This is a genomic window from Pseudomonas sp. JL27(2026) (genome assembly GCF_056933555.1).
Genome location: NZ_CM167794.1, coordinates 1,197,863 through 1,217,212, shown reverse-complemented (window position 1 = coordinate 1,217,212; position 19,350 = coordinate 1,197,863). Strand labels below are relative to the sequence as shown.

The 19,350-nt window shown below is 60.1% G+C and carries 14 protein-coding genes; 2 read left to right on the top strand and 12 right to left on the bottom strand.

Translation table 11 applies throughout. The features are described 5' to 3' along the window. Window positions 1-42: 42 nt before the first annotated feature. The 3 genes from AC1Z1G_RS05495 to AC1Z1G_RS05485 form a co-directional block, all read right to left on the bottom strand. Window positions 43-5,283 carry a DNA repair ATPase gene (locus AC1Z1G_RS05495; protein ID WP_483625518.1) on the bottom strand — a complete coding sequence of 1,747 codons (5,241 nt, stop codon included), beginning with the start codon at window positions 5,281-5,283 and terminating at the stop codon, window positions 43-45. Window positions 5,284-5,419: 136 nt separating this feature from the next. Then, the gene (locus tag AC1Z1G_RS05490) at window positions 5,420-7,483 is read right to left on the bottom strand and encodes a hypothetical protein (protein WP_483625516.1); all 2,064 of its coding nucleotides are present in this window, start codon (window positions 7,481-7,483) and stop codon (window positions 5,420-5,422) included. Between the two features lie 37 nt (window positions 7,484-7,520). Then, window positions 7,521-8,162 (bottom strand): hypothetical protein, encoded by a 642-nt coding sequence (locus tag AC1Z1G_RS05485; RefSeq protein ID WP_483625514.1) that lies wholly within the window; start codon window positions 8,160-8,162, stop codon window positions 7,521-7,523. 381 nt (window positions 8,163-8,543) lie between these two features. Between AC1Z1G_RS05485 and AC1Z1G_RS05480 the strand changes: the two genes are divergently transcribed. Then, complete coding sequence (locus tag AC1Z1G_RS05480) at window positions 8,544-9,743, top strand: CaiB/BaiF CoA transferase family protein (protein WP_483625512.1); 1,200 nt, start codon at window positions 8,544-8,546, stop codon at window positions 9,741-9,743. Next, a complete protein-coding gene (locus tag AC1Z1G_RS05475; protein ID WP_483625510.1) occupies window positions 9,697-10,686 on the top strand; it encodes a TIGR02285 family protein in 990 nt (329 codons plus the stop codon). The genes AC1Z1G_RS05480 and AC1Z1G_RS05475 overlap by 47 nt, the downstream gene beginning before the upstream one ends. Window positions 10,687-10,850: 164 nt before the next feature. Here the strand turns inward: AC1Z1G_RS05475 and AC1Z1G_RS05470 are convergent, their stop codons facing one another. The 9 genes from AC1Z1G_RS05470 to rplS form a co-directional block, all read right to left on the bottom strand. Beyond that, complete coding sequence (locus AC1Z1G_RS05470; RefSeq protein ID WP_483625508.1) at window positions 10,851-11,138, bottom strand: DUF3509 domain-containing protein; 288 nt, start codon at window positions 11,136-11,138, stop codon at window positions 10,851-10,853. A 195-nt stretch (window positions 11,139-11,333) separates the two neighbouring features. After that, complete coding sequence (locus AC1Z1G_RS05465) at window positions 11,334-11,753, bottom strand: response regulator (RefSeq protein WP_483625506.1); 420 nt, start codon at window positions 11,751-11,753, stop codon at window positions 11,334-11,336. 111 nt (window positions 11,754-11,864) lie between these two features. Beyond that, complete coding sequence (locus AC1Z1G_RS05460) at window positions 11,865-13,262, bottom strand: transporter substrate-binding domain-containing protein (protein WP_483625504.1); 1,398 nt, start codon at window positions 13,260-13,262, stop codon at window positions 11,865-11,867. A gap of 119 nt (window positions 13,263-13,381) precedes the next feature. Further along, window positions 13,382-14,791: a threonine synthase gene (gene thrC / locus AC1Z1G_RS05455; RefSeq protein ID WP_347904337.1), complete on the bottom strand. Its 1,410-nt coding sequence runs from the start codon at window positions 14,789-14,791 to the stop codon at window positions 13,382-13,384. Between the two features lie 104 nt (window positions 14,792-14,895). Then, window positions 14,896-16,200: a homoserine dehydrogenase gene (locus tag AC1Z1G_RS05450; RefSeq protein WP_483625503.1), complete on the bottom strand. Its 1,305-nt coding sequence runs from the start codon at window positions 16,198-16,200 to the stop codon at window positions 14,896-14,898. A gap of 135 nt (window positions 16,201-16,335) precedes the next feature. Then, complete coding sequence (locus tag AC1Z1G_RS05445; RefSeq protein ID WP_483625501.1) at window positions 16,336-17,067, bottom strand: DsbC family protein; 732 nt, start codon at window positions 17,065-17,067, stop codon at window positions 16,336-16,338. Window positions 17,068-17,327: 260 nt separating this feature from the next. Beyond that, complete coding sequence (xerD, locus tag AC1Z1G_RS05440; RefSeq protein ID WP_483625499.1) at window positions 17,328-18,224, bottom strand: site-specific tyrosine recombinase XerD; 897 nt, start codon at window positions 18,222-18,224, stop codon at window positions 17,328-17,330. Window positions 18,225-18,462: 238 nt separating this feature from the next. Then, a complete protein-coding gene (locus AC1Z1G_RS05435) occupies window positions 18,463-18,876 on the bottom strand; it encodes an acyl-CoA thioesterase (protein ID WP_483625497.1) in 414 nt (137 codons plus the stop codon). A 91-nt stretch (window positions 18,877-18,967) separates the two neighbouring features. Then, a complete protein-coding gene (rplS, locus tag AC1Z1G_RS05430) occupies window positions 18,968-19,318 on the bottom strand; it encodes a 50S ribosomal protein L19 (RefSeq protein ID WP_003175895.1) in 351 nt (116 codons plus the stop codon). Between the last annotated feature and the right edge of the window lie 32 nt (window positions 19,319-19,350).

The following is a 19,350-nucleotide window of genomic DNA, read 5'->3' as shown; positions in this document are numbered from 1 at the left end:
AAACACGCCTGCGTCCAGGACGCAGGCGTGTCGGCCTCAAGGTTATTCGTCGCTCAGGGTTGGCACCTGGCCGTTGCTCAGCATCTGCCCCAACTCGTTCAACCGGTTGGAGATATCGCTGATGCGATGGTGGGTGTCCAGGTCGATGTCGACCTTACGGTCCATCACCTTGATCAGCGGCAGCACGCTGTGTTCCAGGCTCGCGGCCAGGCTTTCCAGCACCTCGCGCACACCTTCTTGCGCCGGCGCATTGACCTGGACATCAAGGGTCGCCGGGCGCTGACCGAGTTTCTCCAGCCCCGCCAGCAATTCGCGCCACGGCAGTGACGCCTCGGTGGCCTGCGGTTGGCGGGCGAGACCTCGCACCCCTTCGACCAGATCGTTGAGTTGCGCCACCACCCGCGCACCGACATCGCTGTCGCTGCCGCCCATGGACTTGTTGCGCTGGAAGTCGCGCTTGATCTGTGCCCAGCGCTCGCGCTGAGTCGAGGTCTGATTACCGCGCAGTTCGGCCAGTTTGAGCAGGTTTTCTTCCGCGCCGGTGGTCAACAGCTGCGACTCGCCCTGGTAGTGATCGGCGAGCAATTGCAGCAGCTCCGCGTCGTTCATCACCGCAGAAATCTTCTCCGCCATTTTGTTCATGTTGCGGTAACTGCCTTGCAACTTGAACGGCGGCTCCGTGCGGTACTGATCGGCCTGCGCCGCACTGGCGATGTACTGCTGATTGACCTTGAGCACCACGTCGCGCACCTGCATCAAGCGTTGCAGGGTGGTGGTGATCTCATTGATCTCGGCACCGCTGTAGCTGTGGCTCAGCTCGTTACCGGAGAACGGCTTGCCCTCGGCCCTGGCCACGAAGCGATAGACGTCGGCCATGTCGCGGGTGGCCAGTGGCGCCAGCACCGGGTTGGAGGTCAGGCCGTTTTCGATATAGCTGAGGGCGAAAGCGTCCTGCATCCCGCCCAGGGTATCGCCCAGGTTGTAGATGTCGGCCCGGTTGGCGAGCATGTCGGGGATCTTGAAGACTTCGCCGGACTCGGTGTACGGGTTGCCCGACATCACCACGCAGAACTTCTTGCCGCGCATGTCGTAGGTGCGCGTACGGCCCTTCCACACGCCTTCGATGCGCCGGGTGCCGTCGCACAACGAGATGAACTTCTGCAAAAACTCTGGGTGAGTGTGCTGGATGTCGTCGACATAGAGCATCACGTTGTTGCCCATTTCCAGCGCCAGGTTGAGTTTCTCCAACTCCTGACGCGAGGTCGCGTCCGGTGCCTGCGCCGGGTCCAGGGAACGTACGTCGTGGCCCAGCGCCGGGCCGTTGATCTTCATGAAGATCAACCCCAGACGGTGCGCCACGTACTCCATGAGGGTGGTCTTGCCGTAACCGGGCGGCGAAATCAGCATCAACAGGCCCATGAGGTCAGTGCGCTTGTTCTCGCCCACGGTGCCCATCTGCTTGGCCAGGTTGTCGCCGATCACCCCGAGGTAAACGTCGTTGATCAGTTTGTTGCGCACAAAGGAGCTCAACGGGCGCGGCTTGAACTCGGCCAGGCGCAAGGCCTCGCGCTCACGGCCGATGATGCGCTGACGCAGCGCCTGGTAACGCTGCAAACCCGGCAGGAAGTATTCGCGGTGCATGCGCAGCCGGGCGAAGAAATCGTCCACGGCCAGCGACAGGCTGCGGTCCTTGATGCGCGGGTGTTCGCCCATCAGGTTGTCCACGGTGAACCGCACATCGACCTCGGTGATGCGCTTGGGGAAATCCTCGGCCAGCAACGACAACGCCACGGCTTCCGGCACGTAGTCGGCCAGCGCGACGAATTCGTCCTGCGAGCACAAGCCTTGCAGCCAATGACCGGCCAGCGCCCATTGCGCCGCCGGACGTTGCGCCAAACGTGCCAACGCCTGTTGATAGTCGTCCCACATGCGGGCGCCTTGCAGGCGCAGCTTGAGCGCTTCCTGCAACTGCCGGGCGTATTTGCCGAAGGTGAATTCGATACGCTCGGCGGCGAGTTCCTGAACCAGGTACTCGGCAGCCTCACTCACCACCGCCGAATCCAGCCCCAACGGTTGTTCGATCAGGAAATCCTGCATCGCCAACACGATTTCCGCCTGCAACTGCGCCAGCCCTTCACGGCGACCGAACAGTTGTTGGATGTGCCGGCTGGTGCGTGCGCGCTCGGGCCATTGGCCGGGAGCGTCCGCGCTGCGGGCCTGGTTCCAGAACAGGCTGGCAAAGCCTCGCGATGCGGGACCGTAACGCAGCAGCCCGGCGCTTTCGCGCAGAGGCAACAGTTGCACCAGAATCGCTGCAGCGTCGTGGTCGTGAATGCCTTTCTCGTAACCTTCCTTGTAGCGCGGCGTGGCGAAGTCGCGGATCAACCGCGCCAATTCCACGGGCTGCGCGAGATGCTGCTTGAGGCCGTCCAGGCTCAGGCCTTCCAGCCCTGCATCGGCGGCATCGAGCACCTGGCCAGCGAGGTATTCGGCGCGGTACAGGTTGGTCGATTCCGACTCCAGCGCCACTTGCCAGAACGAGCGCAGGGCTTCCAGTTCAGGGTCGCGCAGGGGCTCAAGAAAATCCGTGCCGGTGAGGTGCAGATGCAACTCATCACCGCGCGGCATCAGGGTCAGGTCGAGTTCCTGGGTGTTGACGCTGAAACGATGACGCGGGCCGAGCTTGATGACGTTGCCGCCCTCCTCGAACAGCTCGCTCTTGTCGCGCAGTGCACGCACGGCCTGATCACGAGCCCCCTTGAGGCGCGCCTCGACGTCGTCGGCCTTGACGTTGTCCTTGAGCTCACGCAAGCGCTGAGCCAGTTCGCGCAGTTTGAGAATCAGCGGATCGGCGGCGAAGAACGCGTTGAGCTCTTGCGCCAGACTGAATTTGGCCGTACGCCGACCGAGGCTGTCGAGGATTCGCCGGGCGGCATCAAGCAAACCCTGAGCCTTGCGCTGGCGCTCGTCGAGCAGCGATTGCTTGTGCGCTTCGAAGGTTTCCAGCAACTCCTCGCGCTTGCTCAGGACGTCGCCGAGGAACTGTTCGTGATCGCCGAAGCGGCTTTCCAGTTCTTCGAGTTGCACCAGCAGGCGCGACAGTTGTTCGTCGCAGCTCTCCGGGTCCTGGGCCTGCGCCAGCGCGTTAGTGATGCCCTGGCTGAAGAGTTTGAACTGGGCACCGAACTGCGCCACGGTTTCGGTCGAGCCCAACGCCTTGCGTTGTTGTTCGCCGCGAGCCTTGGCCTGATTCAGCCGGGCATAAATTTCGGAGATCGACTCGATGATGCGCGTGCGCTGGGTCGCATCGTCAATCTGCAACGAGGCCATCAGGCCGGAGAGCATGTCGAGATCCGACGCCATGGCGTGCAGGGCGCCCAGCGGTTCAGCCAGTTGCGCCACGGTTTGAGATTTTTGCGCCTCGCCGTCGAGGGTCTCCAGGCGCGTCACGAACGGCTGCAATGCCTGCTCGCTGGCCAGGAAGGTCGCGGTGCCGGCGGCGGTGCGTTCCTGGGCCTTGAGCAACTCGGCTTCCATGGCATCGATGCGCGCCACGTCGATGTAACGGTAGTCGCGAATGGTCAGCAACAGACCGCGCTGGGCGGTGATGCCGTTGAGCGCATCAACGAAGCTTTGTACCTGGTCCCAACTGTCCACCAACAGGCTGTCGAGCAACGCTTTGTGCTTCTGCTCGGCCGCGCCCATGGCCTGCTCGGACTGGCGACGGATGCTTTCGACTTTCTCGTACTCGTCCAGCACCCGCTCAGACGTCGCGGCCACCTCGCGCAGCAGCGGCGTCAGCCCTTCGAGCTGCTCGCTGCCAAGCCAGTGGTAGACGTCGAACAAGCGCCGAGTGTTCTGGCACAGCAGGGAATAACGCTGCATCGAGACCGAAGGCGTGTCGATTTCACGGCACAAGTCGTACAGGTCGGACACGCTGCGCACCAGTTCAGCGTTGCCGATGCGTCCCAGGAAGCCGCTGCGGGCCGGTTGGCGGGCAGCGTATTCGTCGGTGAAGAACGGCGTTTGCCAGACCTGCATCGGGTGAATGCGCGTCGGCTCATCGCCTTCGGCGGCAAAAATCACCATGCGCCCATCTTCCAGGCGCGCGTAGCCATGGCCGAACAACGGGTTCTGCAACTGGCGGTTGATCATGTTGTAGGTGAGCAGCACCGACCGCCCCTGCTCGGGGTGGTAAAAAATGTACTGCACGTCTTCGCCGTTGGGCGAGCGCACGGAGCGCTTGAAGCGCATGCCATCCATCGACTGCTCGAACGACTTGTGCTCGCCGCTTTGCAGGTAGTAACCGCCGGGGAAAATGATGCCGTGGTCTTCAGGCAACTGGACGCAGGCCAGGCCGATGGCATCAATGCGCTCGACCTTGCGGGTCAACCCGTTAAACACCAGGTAGCGCCACTGCTCTTCGCGGTACGGCAACACTTTGAGCAGGATCAGGCTGCCCAGGCGGGCAAACTCGAACTGTGCATCGTCCAGCGACTGGGTCTTGTCGAGCACGTCTTCGCGGTAGATGCCCTGACCGTCCTCGGTGTTGTTCTCGACCTTGATGGTGAGGTCACCGCCAACGGTTTCGACGAACACCGTGTCGAGGATATTCAGGTGCGGGTAGCGGCCTTCAACGGCCATCTCGCGGGTGGCTTTTTTCCATTCGAAGTCGAACGGCGCCGGCAGCGCAATGTCGCGCTCGCCACGGTTGTCGATGTAGCGCACGTCGCGCCCATCGAGGGAGATCGACCAACGGAACACGCGGATGTCGGTGATGCGTTCGCCGATCTGAAAGCTTGCCAGCAACTTGCCGTCACGGATGGCCAGTTGCAGCAGTCGGGTGTTCTTGTAGTAGGTGTAGAGCTCGTTGAAATCGTTGAGGAACCCTTGGGCGGACAGAAATGTGCCTTCCAGCGGTACGGGTTCGGCCTCGCTGCCGTCCCCCTCCTCGACCAGCCGATACAGGGAGAACACGTCGGCGACGCGGGTCTCCTTTTTCAGGCCGATAAATACGTTGTAGCCAAACAACAAACAGTCGCCGACCTGAACGATGTCACGGGCGATGCAGTTGTTCTCGGTACGGATGCGCACACGCCCGATGACTTCCATACGGCTGTTGCCGAACTCTTCCAGGCGCCGCTGGTTCAAGACTTCAGTGGTTTGCCGCAGGCGATGCCCCTGGTCCTGGAGGCGCCGGTGCAGCACCTCATAAGCGCCGCCCTCGGCGACGGCCTTGTCCAATACATCCTGTGGGGGAGTTGCGGCTTGAGCATCCGACATCGTGGCCTTCCTGGATCTACAGCGGTGTACAGAAAAAACGCAGATAACAGCACCCGCGAAGCCGGGTGCGACTGGCAAAGGTCAATGCATGCACCTTCGCCGGTCGCGCTCGTGGCTGCGCGGTATTACACGGGGATCACGCCTGGGTGACAGGCGTTTCGACCTCAGCCTTGCGCTCCGGCACGGCAACACCGGCAGGCGCCTTGCCGTTGAGCAGACGTGCCAGCACGTCCTGCACGACCGGGCTCTTGCCGACCACGCCTTCGATGGCCTTGCCGACCGACAGCGATTTGGCGAACGAATTGAAGAAGTCGCCTTCGCCGCCGACGATCTCGATCTTCGCCTTGCTCATGGCGGCGGCCAGCACCACCGACTGCTCCCTGGCGATCTCTTTGTTGGCCGCGATGGAGGCCATGGTTTCGTCGAAGTTTTTTTCCAGCTGCATGCGGAACTCTTCGTGCTGGCGCGCGCTGTCGCTGAGGGCGTCCAGGGCGGCAAACTTCTTGCCCAGGCCTTCGGCTTCGGCGTTCAGGCGTTCCAGCAGAATCTGCGCTTGGGCCATGCCCAGGTCCTTGGTGGACTTGGCCTTGGCGGCACCGATCAATTCTTCGCCGCGTGCCTGTGCACCGAGTTTTTCTTCCATGACCTTGGCTTCGGCCATGCCATCTTTTTCCTTGGCGATGGCTTGCGCTTCCAGCACGCGAGCATCGGCCAGGCCTTTTTCCTGCTCGCCACGGGCTTCGGCAATCATCTGCTCGGCACGCACGCGTGCCTCAGCCATGCCTTCTTTTTCCCGGGCGGCAGTGGTCACTTCCAGCACCCGCGCATCCGCCAGCCCCGGCGCTGCGCGCTCGGCTTCAAGGCCTTCGGCCCGACGTTTCTGCGCGTCGGCCTGCTTGGCGGCGGCTTCCAGTTCTGCCTGGGCGATGTTGTTGATCTCCACAGCCTTGTGCTTGGAACAGGTTTCGTCGGCTTCAGCCTGTTTGACCTGACGCACCAATTCCTGCTCGGCTTCGGCTTGCGCCTGAATGATGATGACCTGCTTCACGCGGTCAGCCTCGCTGACTTCACGCACTTCCTTGATGCGTTCCTCTTCCTGAGCCACGGTTTTCTCGACCGCCACACGCTCGCGAACCACCGTCGCGATGTTCTTGCGCTGCTCTTCCAGCGCCTTTTCCTTCTCGATGCGTTGCAGTTCGACTTCACGCTCGCGCGAGACGATTTCCAGGTCCTTGGCGCGGGTGACTTTCTCGACTTCGATCACTACCGCACGCTGGCGGTTCTGCTGCGCCACTTCGACTTCGCGCTGATGGTTCTCGGTGCGAACGTCGATTTCCTGCTGGGTCTGAATACGCGCCTGCTCGGACTTGAGGCGCTCTTCTTCCTTGACCTTGGACGTCTCGGCCTCTTCGCGGGCGCGGATGGTTTCGATCTCACGCTTCTGCCGGGCTTCGGCGTCAGCCTGCTGGCGTTCCAGCGACAGCGCGGCCTCACGGGTTTCGACGTTTTTCTTCTGGATCGCCAGTTCCTGGTTGCGCTCCAGCTCGTTGGTGATCACGTTCTGCATCGCGGTCAGTTCGGTGATCTTGCGAATACCTTGGGCGTCGAGAATGTTGCTCGGGTCCAGCGAACTCTTGGCGGTTTGCTCAAGGTAGTCGATGGCAACGTCTTCGAGCACATAGCCGTTAAGGTCGTTGCCGATCATTTCGATGATGCGGTCACGGAACTCCTGGCGGTTCTCGAACAGTTGCACAAAGTCGAACTGCTTGCCGACGGTCTTCAGCGCTTCGGAGAACTTGGCGTTGAACAATTCGTTCACGGCGGCGCGATCCGAAGCCCGGTCGACACCGATGGCCTTGGCCACCTTGAGGACGTCTTCCTGGGTTTCATTGACGCGCAGGTAGAACGCCACGGTGATGTCGGCGCGCATGTTGTCGCGGCAGATCAAACCGTCCTTGGCACGGCGGTCGACTTCCAGGGTGATCAGGGAGATTCGCATGAACTCCTTGAGGTGGATCACCGGGTACACCAGGGCTCCGGTGAAATGCACCTTGGGCGTCGAGGACATGTCGTTGACGATCAGCGCAGTGCCCTGCGGGACCTTGATGTAGAAGGCCTTGAACAGGGCCAGTAACCCGGCGACCACGAGAACGACGAGGCCCAGGCCGAGCAGGATGGGCAACAGCGACGGTAAATCCATTGAAATCTATCTCCTGTGATTCAGAGGGAGTCGGGGGTCAGATGCCCCGCAACTCGTCCTCGGTAATGACCCGGTAGGCGTGTTGTGCCTCCAGGTATTCCAGTAACACGACGCGATCGCCGCGCTTGAAACCTCGTGCCTCATCGGCACGCACGCGCAAAATCAGGCCGGCACCGCCGTCATCCAGCAGGGCTTCGCCAAACGTCAGGGTCACCCGGCCACTGCGCACCACAGCGGTCTGGCCGAGTACGGAGCGGCTGCTGGTGGCTTCCAGCTTGTGAAACAGTGGACGCAACGGCTTGCAGATAATGGCGCTGAGTGGCGCCGCCAGCATCAGCGCGCCAACCAGCACCACCAGCCCCAGCGGGTACAACCACAGCCCCAGTGAAAAGTGACTGAGCACCCACAGTTGCGCGAAATAGGTGAAGAACCAGCCGAAGAATGCCAACAGCGTCAGCACCACCGTGATCGGTACGCCGTCGAGCTTGAACTTGATCAGCAAGCCGGCCAGGCCCTCGGCGTTGCCGGAGCCTTCAAGCAACGAGTCTGCCTCAAGGTCCAGCACGTCTACTTCGACCAGGCCGAAGGCGACAATGGCCCAGTAAATAATCGCCAGGCACAGCACAAAGCTGAACACCACAGTGGGGAACGACAGTACGGTCTGCAGGAAGATTTCCATCGCTTTCCTATCCCTGAAAATTCGGGCGAGGCTCAAGGCCTCACCGTAAAAACAACGGAAAATCCGCACATGCGCCGGGTGGCGCATTCAACTGCGAGCACAGCCCGATGCGGTTTTCAAACGCGCACGATCAAGCCGCAAGACAAGTCTCAGGCCATGGAAATATTCAATAGGGAGGGCGTTGCGATAAGACCTTTCCCTGGTTTTTCTGAGGTGAGCATTCCGTTGACAGCGCGTAATTAAACCCGTTGCCAGCCAGAATGAGAAGCACCGATTGCCCGGCGCCCCCGGAGACGCTGCGAAAAAGGTCTCGGATAAAGGCTGCCTTCCCGTCTGCCAATCGTCTAGGCTAGGCGAGTTTTCCTGCCCTGCGGATGCGCCATGAACAGTCTCAGCAAGCCCCTCGCCGGATTGAAAGTCATCGAACTCGGCACCTTGATCGCCGGGCCGTTTGCCTCGCGCATTTGTGCCGAGTTCGGTGCCAACGTAATCAAGATCGAGTCGCCGGATGGCGGTGATCCGCTGCGCAAATGGCGCAAGCTGTATGAGGGCACCTCCTTGTGGTGGTTCGTTCAGGCGCGCAACAAAAAATCCCTGACGCTGAACCTCAAGCACCCCGATGGCCTGGCGATTCTCAAACAGTTGCTGGCGGACGCCGACATCCTGATCGAAAACTTCCGCCCCGGCGTGCTCGAAAAACTCGGCCTGGGCTGGGACGTGCTGCATGCGTTGAACCCGAAACTGGTGATGGTGCGGCTCTCGGGGTTCGGCCAGACCGGACCGATGAAGGATCAACCGGGCTTCGGCGCCGTTGGCGAATCCATGGGGGGCTTGCGCTATATCACCGGTTTTGAGGACCGCCCGCCAGTGCGTACCGGGATTTCCATCGGCGATTCGATTGCCGCGCTATGGGGCGTGATCGGCGCCTTGATGGCCCTGCGGCACCGCGAAGTGAACGGCGGCCAGGGGCAAGTGGTAGACGTGGCATTGTATGAGGCGATCTTCGCCATGATGGAAAGCATGGTCCCGGAGTTTGATGTGTTCGGCTTCATTCGCGAGCGCACCGGCAACATCATGCCCGGCATCACGCCCTCCTCCATCCACACCAGTGCCGACGGCAAACATGTGCAGATCGGCGCCAATGGCGATGCGATCTTCAAGCGCTTCATGCAGACCATTGGCCGCGATGACCTGGCCGATGATCCGCAACTGGCCAGCAACGATGGGCGCGACACCCGCCGCGATGAACTCTACGGAGTGATCGATCGCTGGGTCAGTTCACTGCCGCTGGAGTCGGTGATCGAGCAGTTGAATCAGGCCGAAGTGCCAGCCAGCCGGATCTTCAGTGCCGAGGATATGTTCAGCGATCCGCAGTACCTGGCGCGGGAGATGTTCCTGCACGCCAAGCTGCCCGACGGCAAGGACTTCAAGATGCCGGGGATCGTGCCGAAACTCTCAGAGACACCTGGCAGCTCCGAATGGGTCGGGCCGACACTCGGTGAACACACAACGCAGGTACTGAACGATCTTGGCTATGACGCGGGGCAGATCGCGCAACTGCGTGAAGGCGGGGCTATCTAAACTGAAAGGTCTGCCAGCGCTCGACCTACTTCTGGCCATTTTCGGTCATTCGACACGCCATCCTCGACGCGGGCGAATGCAGCGCGCGCTGGGGTTTTGCATGCTGCTGGCCGCGCTGGCGGCACCGTCCATGGCGCAGGCCAAAGAGACGTTGATCTGGTTGCTGCGCGACTTGCCTCCGCTGACGATTTTCGAAGGTCCGCAGCAGAATCAGGGCGCCATCGATCAACTACTGCCGCTGTTGATCGCCAGCATGCCCGAGTACGAACACAGCATCGTGAGGGTCAACCGCGCACGCGGCCTGCAAATGCTCCGGGAACCCAGCTTCACCTGCGACCCGGCACTGCTCTGGAGCCCGGAACGGGCAAAACAGATCGTGTATTCAATTCCGGCCTTTCGCATTATCAGCAACGGCCTGGCGGTCAGGAATCAGGACCAGCCGGCGCTGAAGCCCTTCATCGCCGACGGTCAGGTCGACCTGACCGCACTGCTGACCAGTAGCAGCAAGAAGTTGGGTATCGTGGCCGAGCGCAGCTATGGGAAAACGATCGATGAGATGCTGACAGCGGCGCCGGGCAACGCCATAACGGCACATTACGGCAACGAGGCGCTCAGCAGCCTCATGCAAATGCAACAGCTGGGGCGAATATCGGCCCTGCTGGGTTACTGGCCGGAAATCCGCTATCAGGCCCAGTTGCAAGGCATACCCGCCAACGAGCTGATCTTCTACCCGATCAAAGGTATCGAGCGCTATCAATCGGGGTATATCGGTTGTTCCGACACCGCGCAAGGCCGGCAGGCCATCACCCAAATCAACCAGGCATTGCGCCCGCTGCGCGATAGCCGCTTGATGACGCTCTACAGTCATTGGCTCGACCCTGCGAGCCGCGACGACTACCTGATGGACGCCAGGGCGTTTTTCCAAAGCCCTGCCGCGCAATGACAAACGCCGGGCAAAAGAAACCCCGAGCAGTGGGGAGACAACTCGGGGTTAAACGTGGCCTACAAAGACCAGTACAACAAGCTACAAGCACCGGAGCACAATGCTTGATCTTGTTGTACAAAGTCTGACTTGCGTAAGGACAGGAAGGTTCCCGAAAAACCTGATCAATTTCGGCTGACGAGACGTTTGTCTTGTGCGACGTTGCGCAACGCCGCAATCACGCAAGGCTCCAGCCGTCCCTCGGCAATCAAGACATCGCGGTGCAAACCATCCACCACGTCCGTCAACAGACGCTTGTCGGTCAACTGGGCCTGATTGATCTCCCGCTCGACCACAATCGCGCCACTCGTACTTTGCAGGGTTACCAGGCACTCGCCATGGTCACCCGAGGGGGTCAGCAAGACCCGATAAGGGCTCAACGCTTCACCCAGCAACAGGCTGATACTTTCCATCTCGCTCACCACTCAATAGTCCGCAACAAAGTGCCTAAAGGGCGTGTCCACTGCACATGACCACCGGCCCGAGAGAAAAGTTCTGAGGGTGCCCCTACGGCCACCGTCGTCAACCTGAGCATGCACGCAAAAGATGACAGTAAAAAAACAGGCTGCGCCGCGGTGTTTACGGACAGGCCTGACGCTTGGTCGTGACTAAACGTCCTGCGCCCTGCGCGGCATCAGCATTTTGCCCAACTGATAGTTATCCAGCAGGCCGCGCATCAGTACCGCTGAAATGGGTTTGCGCAGATGCCCCAGCAGCCTCACCGGACTGCGGGAGGTCATGGCGGTCACGTCCCGTAGCACGCTGGCAGCCACGTCGCCGATCAGAATCAACGCCTGCGCCTCGACGTGCTCTGTCAGGTGCGTCAATAACGCCAGGCCATCACCGCCCTTGAGCTGGGGGTCGAAAATGGCGATATCGACCGCTCCTCTCCTGCCCAGCGAACGCCGTGCAGCACTGAGCGAATGGGTAGCCAGAACATCGTAGATGCCGACCGCGTTGAGCATCTGGTGCAATGCCATCAACTGGAAGGGATTGGGTTCAAGAATCAGTACTTTCAGCGAGCGCATGGGCAGTCTCCGTAACGACGGCCGCGGTCTCTCGCCGCAATGAAACTGCACTCTAGGGGAGCGTCCTTCAGCATCACATCGGAAAAGTAGCCGCTCCCTATAGGACTATTCTTAAAACTGCGCCGCCCCCGTCTCACCAGACGGATCCCGTTGCGCACCGTCGCGTTGGCGGGCGTCAATATCGATCCAGCCACCCAGCACGCCGCGCAACTGACCATTGGCGGCATAAAACGGCACGGTCCATTGATAGACCCGCAAAGTCCCGGTGTTGAACGTGAGTCGCCGGTCAAGGAACCTGTTTCTGCGAGTACTGAGCTGCTCCATGAGTTCTGCCTGCAACAGCTCGGCCGTTGCTGGGGGGAAAATCCCGGCCTCGGTCAGCAGGGTGCCCTGGATCTGGTCGAATCGGGTTGAAAACAACTCTTCGTAGCGTTTGTTGCACAGCATCAACCGGCCACTCCTGTCACGAACAAACATCGGGTCAGGCAAGGCATCTATCAAGGTTCGCTGAAAGCTCAGCTCATCGTCGAGGCGCCGTTGGAGGTCGATACGCTGCGTGATCTGTGCCTTCAACCGGCGGTTCCAGAGCAAGGAAATCGTTGCGAAAACACTGGCAATAAACACGCCCCAACACGCCCACTCGGAAAACCGCTGCCAGGGTGACGGCGCTTGATTGACCGTCAGGCCCGCGAGCCATTTCGAACGGATGGCCCGCATCTCGGCCGGTGGGAAGGCCTCAAGTGCCTTGTTCAGAATGCTCAGTAACCGCGGGTTGTGTTTACCCAGCGCCAGATGATCGGGCTCCCACATGCCGTCAATACTCGGCCCGACCTTGAGCTGGCCTGCAGGATAGATGCGTGCACCACTCTCGTTTTCGACCGTGGCGTCGGCCTCGCCGCTTTCGACCAATGCCCTGGCCTCGGCGTACGTCTGCACGGTACGCAACTCAATAGCCGGGTGATCGCGACGAATGCCGACCTCCAGGGCATGCCTGGCTGGCAACGCCAACACCTTGCCGGCCAGTTGATCCAGCGAGTGCAGCGTCGGGGCGGACTCGCGCACCACAAACACCCAACCGGATCCACCAAAGGCATGGCTGAAATCCAGAAACGCCTTGCGCTCCTCGCTGGCGGCCAGGGTTGTGCTCATATCTGCCTTGCCACTTTCGAGCAACCCCAGCAACTGGGCAGTGGAAAAGGACTCTTCGTGCACGAACTGCAACCCGGTCATGCGCGATAGGCGCTCAAGAATGTCCTGGTTCAAACCGCTCCAACGGCCTTGCTCGTCCTTGAACAGGTACAACGGAAACTGCTGGGAGGCGACGACGATCTGCGGATGCTCCACGACCCATTGCCGCTCCCCGGCATCGAGTTTAAGTGGTTCCACCGACATTGGCGTACCGGCGCCATGAGACGCCAACTGAGCCGCCTGCCCCCACTGACCGACGCTCATGGCACTCGCCAGCACCATCGCGCTCAAGGCCGTTTTTATCCTTCTGAAATACCGCATTGCCACTTCCTTCACGAACACTCGCCCGTCCTTTGGGGGCGAAACTGTCGCAAGTGTCGCATGCAAAAATGAGAAAGCCCGTCAGGAGACGGGCTTCAAAATGTGACAGGTTTAGCCGGTCAGAGTGGCTTGCCGCGGTTGCCATGCTGACTGACAAAGGCCTGCACGGCTTTCAGGTCATTCGGCAAAACGGTGCAGCGCTCATCTCGCTCAAACAAATCAGAAAGATGAGCAGGCAGTTCCAGTGCTTTTCCTACACCTGCTTTTTCCACGGCTTCAGGGAACTTGACCGGGTGGGCCGTCCCCAGAATCACCATTGGAATGTCCAGGCTGCGACGGCACTCACGCGCAGCCTTGACGCCGATGGCGGTGTGCGGATCGAGCAGTTCGCCGGTTTGTGCGAAGACTTCAGCAATGGTCTCGCACGTCTGCGCGTCGTCTACGGCCAGCGAATCGAAGAGTTTGCGCGCCTCAGTCCAGCGTTCTTCTTCAACGCTGAAGCCACCGCCCTGCTTGAAGGTGTCCATCAAACCGGCAATCGCCGCGCCATTGCGACCATGCAGGTCGAACAGCAGGCGCTCGAAGTTCGACGAAACCATAATGTCCATCGACGGCGACAGGGTCGCGTGCAGGGTTTCCTTGACGTACTGATTGCCGCTCATGAAGCGGTGCAGGATGTCATTGCGGTTGGTGGCGACGATCAACTGGTTGATCGGCAGGCCCATGTTACGTGCCAGGTAACCGGCGAAGATGTCGCCGAAGTTGCCGGTTGGCACCGAGAACGATACCGAGCGGGCCGGGCCGCCCAATTGCAGGGACGCGTGGAAGTAGTAAACGATCTGGGCCATGATCCGCGCCCAGTTGATCGAGTTCACTGCCACCAGGCGCGTGCCCTTGAGGAAGCTCTGGTCGGCGAAGCTCGCCTTGACCATTTCCTGGCAATCATCGAAGTTGCCTTCGATGGCGATGTTGTGGATGTTCTCACCGAAAATGGTGGTCATCTGCCGGCGCTGAACCTCGGACACACGGTTGTGCGGGTGCAGGATGAAGATGTCGACGTTGTCGCAGTGCTTGCAACCTTCAATCGCCGCCGAACCGGTATCACCGGACGTTGCGCCGACAATGACCACGCGCTCGCCGCGTTTTGCCAGCACGTAGTCGAGCAGACGACCGAGCAGTTGCAGGGCAAAATCCTTGAACGCCAGCGTCGGGCCGTGGAACAGCTCCAGCACCCACTCGTTGCCGTTGAGCTGACGCAACGGTGCTACGGCGTTGTGAGAAAACACGCCATACGTTTCTTCAAGAATCTTTTTGAAATCGGCATCGGGAATGCTGCCGGTGACGAACGGGCGCATCACCCGGAAGGCCAGCTCGTGATACGGCAGACCGGCCCAGGAAGCGATCTCTTCCTGGGTGAAACGTGGCAGGTTTTCCGGTACGTACAGGCCGCCGTCGCTGGCCAGACCGGCCAGCAGGACGTCTTCGAAATTCAGGGCCGGTGCCTGGCCACGGGTACTGATATAGCGCATAAGATCAAACCTTCGGTTTGGGCTTCAAGCTTCAAGCCTCAAGCTACAAGTCAAAAGCGCCGTGGCTTTAGCTTGCAGCTTGCAGCTTGCAACTTGCAGCTGAATTAGTTCAAGTGCTCTACGCGAATCCGCACGACCGGACCGTCCACGCCTTGCAACGCTTCGAGGGCCGCAATCGCATCGTTCATGTGCTGCTCCAGCACACGGTGAGTCAGCAGGATCATCGGCACCAGGCCGTCGTGCTCTTCAACTTCCTTCTGCATGATCGACTCGATGTTGATGCCGCGCTCCGACAGAATCGTCGCCACCTGGGCCAGTACGCCTGGATGGTCCTTGGCCTGGATGCGCAGGTAGTAGGCACTTTCGCAGGCTTCGATCGGCAGGATCGGGTGAGCCGACAGCGAGTCCGGCTGGAAGGCCAGGTGCGGCACCCGGTTCTCCGGGTCGGAGGTCATGGCGCGAACCACATCCACCAGATCCGCGATCACCGAGGACGCCGTTGGCTCCATGCCCGCGCCAGCACCGTAGAACAGGGTCGAACCGGCAGCATCGCCGTTGACCATGACGGCGTTCATCACGCCGTTGACGTTGGCAATCAGGCGATCAGCCGGAATCAGCGTCGGGTGTACCCGCAACTCGATACCGCTGGCCGTGCTGCGCGCCACGCCCAGGTGCTTGATGCGATAGCCCAGTGCTTCAGCGTAGTTCACGTCAGCCGTGGTCAGCTTGGTGATACCTTCGGTGTAGGCCTTGTCGAATTGCAGCGGCACACCAAACGCAATGGACGCCAGGATGGTCAGTTTGTGCGCGGCATCGATGCCTTCGACGTCGAAGGTCGGATCGGCTTCGGCGTAACCCAGTGCTTGCGCCTCGGCGAGCACGTCTTCGAAGGTGCGACCCTTCTCACGCATTTCGGTGAGAATAAAGTTGCCGGTGCCGTTGATGATCCCGGCAACCCAGTTGATGCGGTTGGCTGACAGGCCTTCACGAATCGCCTTGATCACCGGAATGCCACCGGCCACCGCTGCTTCGAAAGCAACAATCACGCCCTTCTCACGGGCCTTGGCGAAGATTTCGTTACCATGAACGGCGATCAGCGCTTTGTTCGCGGTGACCACGTGTTTGCCGTTCTCGATCGCTTTGAGTACCAGCTCGCGGGCAACGGTGTAGCCGCCCATCAGCTCTATGACGATGTCGATCTCAGGGTTCGTGGCCACTTCGAAGACATCGTTGGTAATCGCAATACCGGTCGTCTGGAACTGAGGCTTTGGCGTGCGCATGGCAATTTGTGCCACTTCGATTCCACGCCCGGCACGACGAGCAATTTCCTCGGCGTTACGCTGAAGTACGTTAAAGGTACCGCCACCGACGGTACCTAACCCACAGATGCCTACTTTGACCGGATTCACTCTGAACTCCCCATAAAACGGCCGACTCAAGGTCGGCCGTGGAAAACAGCCGCACGCAAGCGGCTCTCTATTAATGGCCCGGTGAACGCTGTCACCGAACCATGATCGTCAAAGGCTTACCGTGACGACACAGGATTATTTCGCACCCAGCGCCAGTTTGGCGACTTGTGGCGCAGGCTGGTAGCCCGGGATGACCTGACCGTCAGCCAAAACGATGGCTGGCGTACCGTTCACACCAATCGACTGGCCCAGCGCGAACTGCCTGGAAACCGGGTTATCGCACTTGGCAGCCTTGATTTGCGTGCCGTCGACCATTTTATCCATGGCCGCTTTTTTGTCCTTGGAGCACCAGACCGCTTGCAACTGCTCGTCACCCGGCGAGCCGAGGCCCTGGCGCGGGAACGCAACATAACGCACTTCAATGCCCATTTTGTTCAGCGCAGGCACTTCGGCGTGCAGCTTGTGGCAGTACGGGCAGGTGGTATCGGTGAACACGGTGATGTGGGTCTTGGTTTCGCCAATCGCCGGGTAAACCACGGTTTCAGCCACCGGAATCCCGTTGATCAACTTGGAGATACCCAGGCGCTCGGTCTTCTCGGTCAAATTGACCGGTTTGCCGTCCTTGAGCTGAAACAGGTAGCCCTGAACAATGTACTGGCCATCGGCGCTGGCGTACAGGACGCGGCTGCCCTTGAGCTTGACTTCATAGAGGCCGGTCAGCGGGCTGGCGGTGATGGTTTCGATCGGCGTATCGAGCTGGAGGTTCTCCAGGCTTTTACGGATAGCTTTGTCGGCCGCGTCATCGGCGACAGCAAAGGTGCTGAGCAACGCAATGGCGGCGGCGGCGAAAATCTGGGTCAGACGCATGAGAACTCCTGAAGGCGGACAAATGGGTCGGCTAGAACGCCCGTACTGAAACACCGGGTCATAACCGCCCATCGTGCAAACCGGGAAAGCCTACCACATAAGGTCCGCGTGGCCGACTCCCGGTGATACAAGGCGTTGTGAGTGTTTTTTTGTGGGAGCGGGCTTGCTCGCGAAGGGGGCATCACATTCAACAATTATGTTTCCTGATGCACCGCTTTCGCGAGCAAGCCCGCTCCCACACAAAGCCAATATCACATCGACTAGCCGCGTGGGTGGTGCTTGGCGTGCAGGTCCTGCAAACGGGCCCGCGCCACATGGGTATAGATCTGCGTGGTCGACAGGTCGCTGTGCCCCAGTAGCATTTGCACCACCCGCAAGTCCGCGCCGTGGTTAAGCAAGTGCGTGGCAAAGGCATGACGCAACGTGTGGGGCGACAGCGATTTACCGATGCCGGCCACCAGGGCCTGATGCTTGATGCGATGCCAGAAGGTCTGGCGGGTCATTTGCTCGCCACGCAGGCTGGGAAACAGCACATCGCTGGGCCGCCCGCCCAGCAACTCGCCGCGCGCATCACGCATGTAGCGCTCGACCCAGACAATGGCTTCCTCCCCCATCGGTACGAGTCGCTCCTTGCTGCCCTTGCCCATCACCCGCAGCACGCCCTGGCGCAGATTGACTTGTTCGAGGGTCAGGCTGATCAGCTCGGTCACCCGCAAACCGCACGCATACAACACCTCCAGCATGGCCCGATCCCGTTGCCCTATTGCCTCGCTCAGATCCGGCGCAGCGAGCAAGGCTTCGACGTCCGCTTCCGACAACGACTTGGGCAATGGCCTGCCGAGTTGCGGCATATCGACCCGTAAGGTCGGGTCGACGGCGATCAGTTTTTCACGCAGTAAATAGCGATAAAACCCACGCACCCCCGAGAGAAAACGCGCAGTGGAGCGAGGTTTGTAAGACTGCTCAAGGCGCCAGGCCAGGTGGTCGAGAATCAGTTCACGACCCGCATTGGGCAACTCCAGACCTTTTTCCTGCACCCAGCCGTTAAACAGCGCCAGGTCACTGCGATAGGCGTCGCGGGTGTTATCGGAAAGGCCTTTCTCCAACCAGAGGGCGTCGAGAAACTGATCAATCAAGGGGTGGTCGATGGCAGGCATGGGCACTCAAGACACGCAGGCTCAGGGCCTGCGTTTAAAAATAATGGGCTGGAGGAAGCGCCACTAGTCTTTCATAGCCTGCGGGATCAAGGAACAGAGAGCGTGAATGAACGGACAGCAAATTTTGTTGGCCTTTGGCGGTATTGGCGCAACAGCACTGGATTGCCAACGGCTGGCGGATCACATCGCAAGCAGGCGAAGCGGCGCCTGCTCGCGATGGCCGCAACCCGGTCTTGTGTCAGGCAGAAAACCCTGGAAGTACCGGCACCGGTCGCTTGTCGTCGTCAATCGCGACAAAGCTGAACTGCCCATGAATGGCCTTTTCGCGACCGTCACAACTCATGCTCTCGACGAAGACCTCAACCTCGACCTTGAGGCTGGTGTTACCGACCTTGATCACTCGCCCGACCAACTCAACGATAGAGCCGGCCGGGATCGCGTGATTGAAGTCGATACGGTCGGTGGACACGGTCACCAGCGGCAAACGGCAGAACCGAGTGGCGGTGATGAAGGACACTTCGTCCATCCACGCCAGCGCAGTGCCGCCAAACAGCGTGTTGTGGTGATTGGTGGTCGGCGGAAAAACAGCCTTGGTCACGCGGGTCACCGAAAGTTCGGTACGGCGTTCGATTTCCTGGTCACGGGGTGTCATGAGTCTGGCCTGAAACAAAAATGCTGTGGATAAATGACGGGCAACAAAAAAGCAGCCCGTAGGCTGCTTTTTTCTGCATCGGAAGCTGGACTTAAGCCAGTTTTTCCTTGATGCGAGCTGCTTTACCCGACAGGTCACGCAGGTAGTACAGCTTGGCTTTACGTACGTCACCGCGACGCTTGACAGCCATGCTGTCGATTTGCGGGCTGTAGGTCTGGAAAGTACGCTCTACGCCAACACCGTTGGAGATTTTACGAACAGTGAAAGCACTGTTCACACCACGGTTACGCTTGGCGATTACAACGCCTTCGAACGCTTGCAGACGCGAACGGTCGCCTTCCTTCACTTTCACCTGAACGACAATGGTGTCGCCCGGGGCAAAGGTAGGGATCTCTTTGGTCATCTGCTCTGCTTCGAGTGCAAGGATGATTTTGTTAGTCATGCTGTGCTCCTAAGGTAAATCGTCGGATCTAC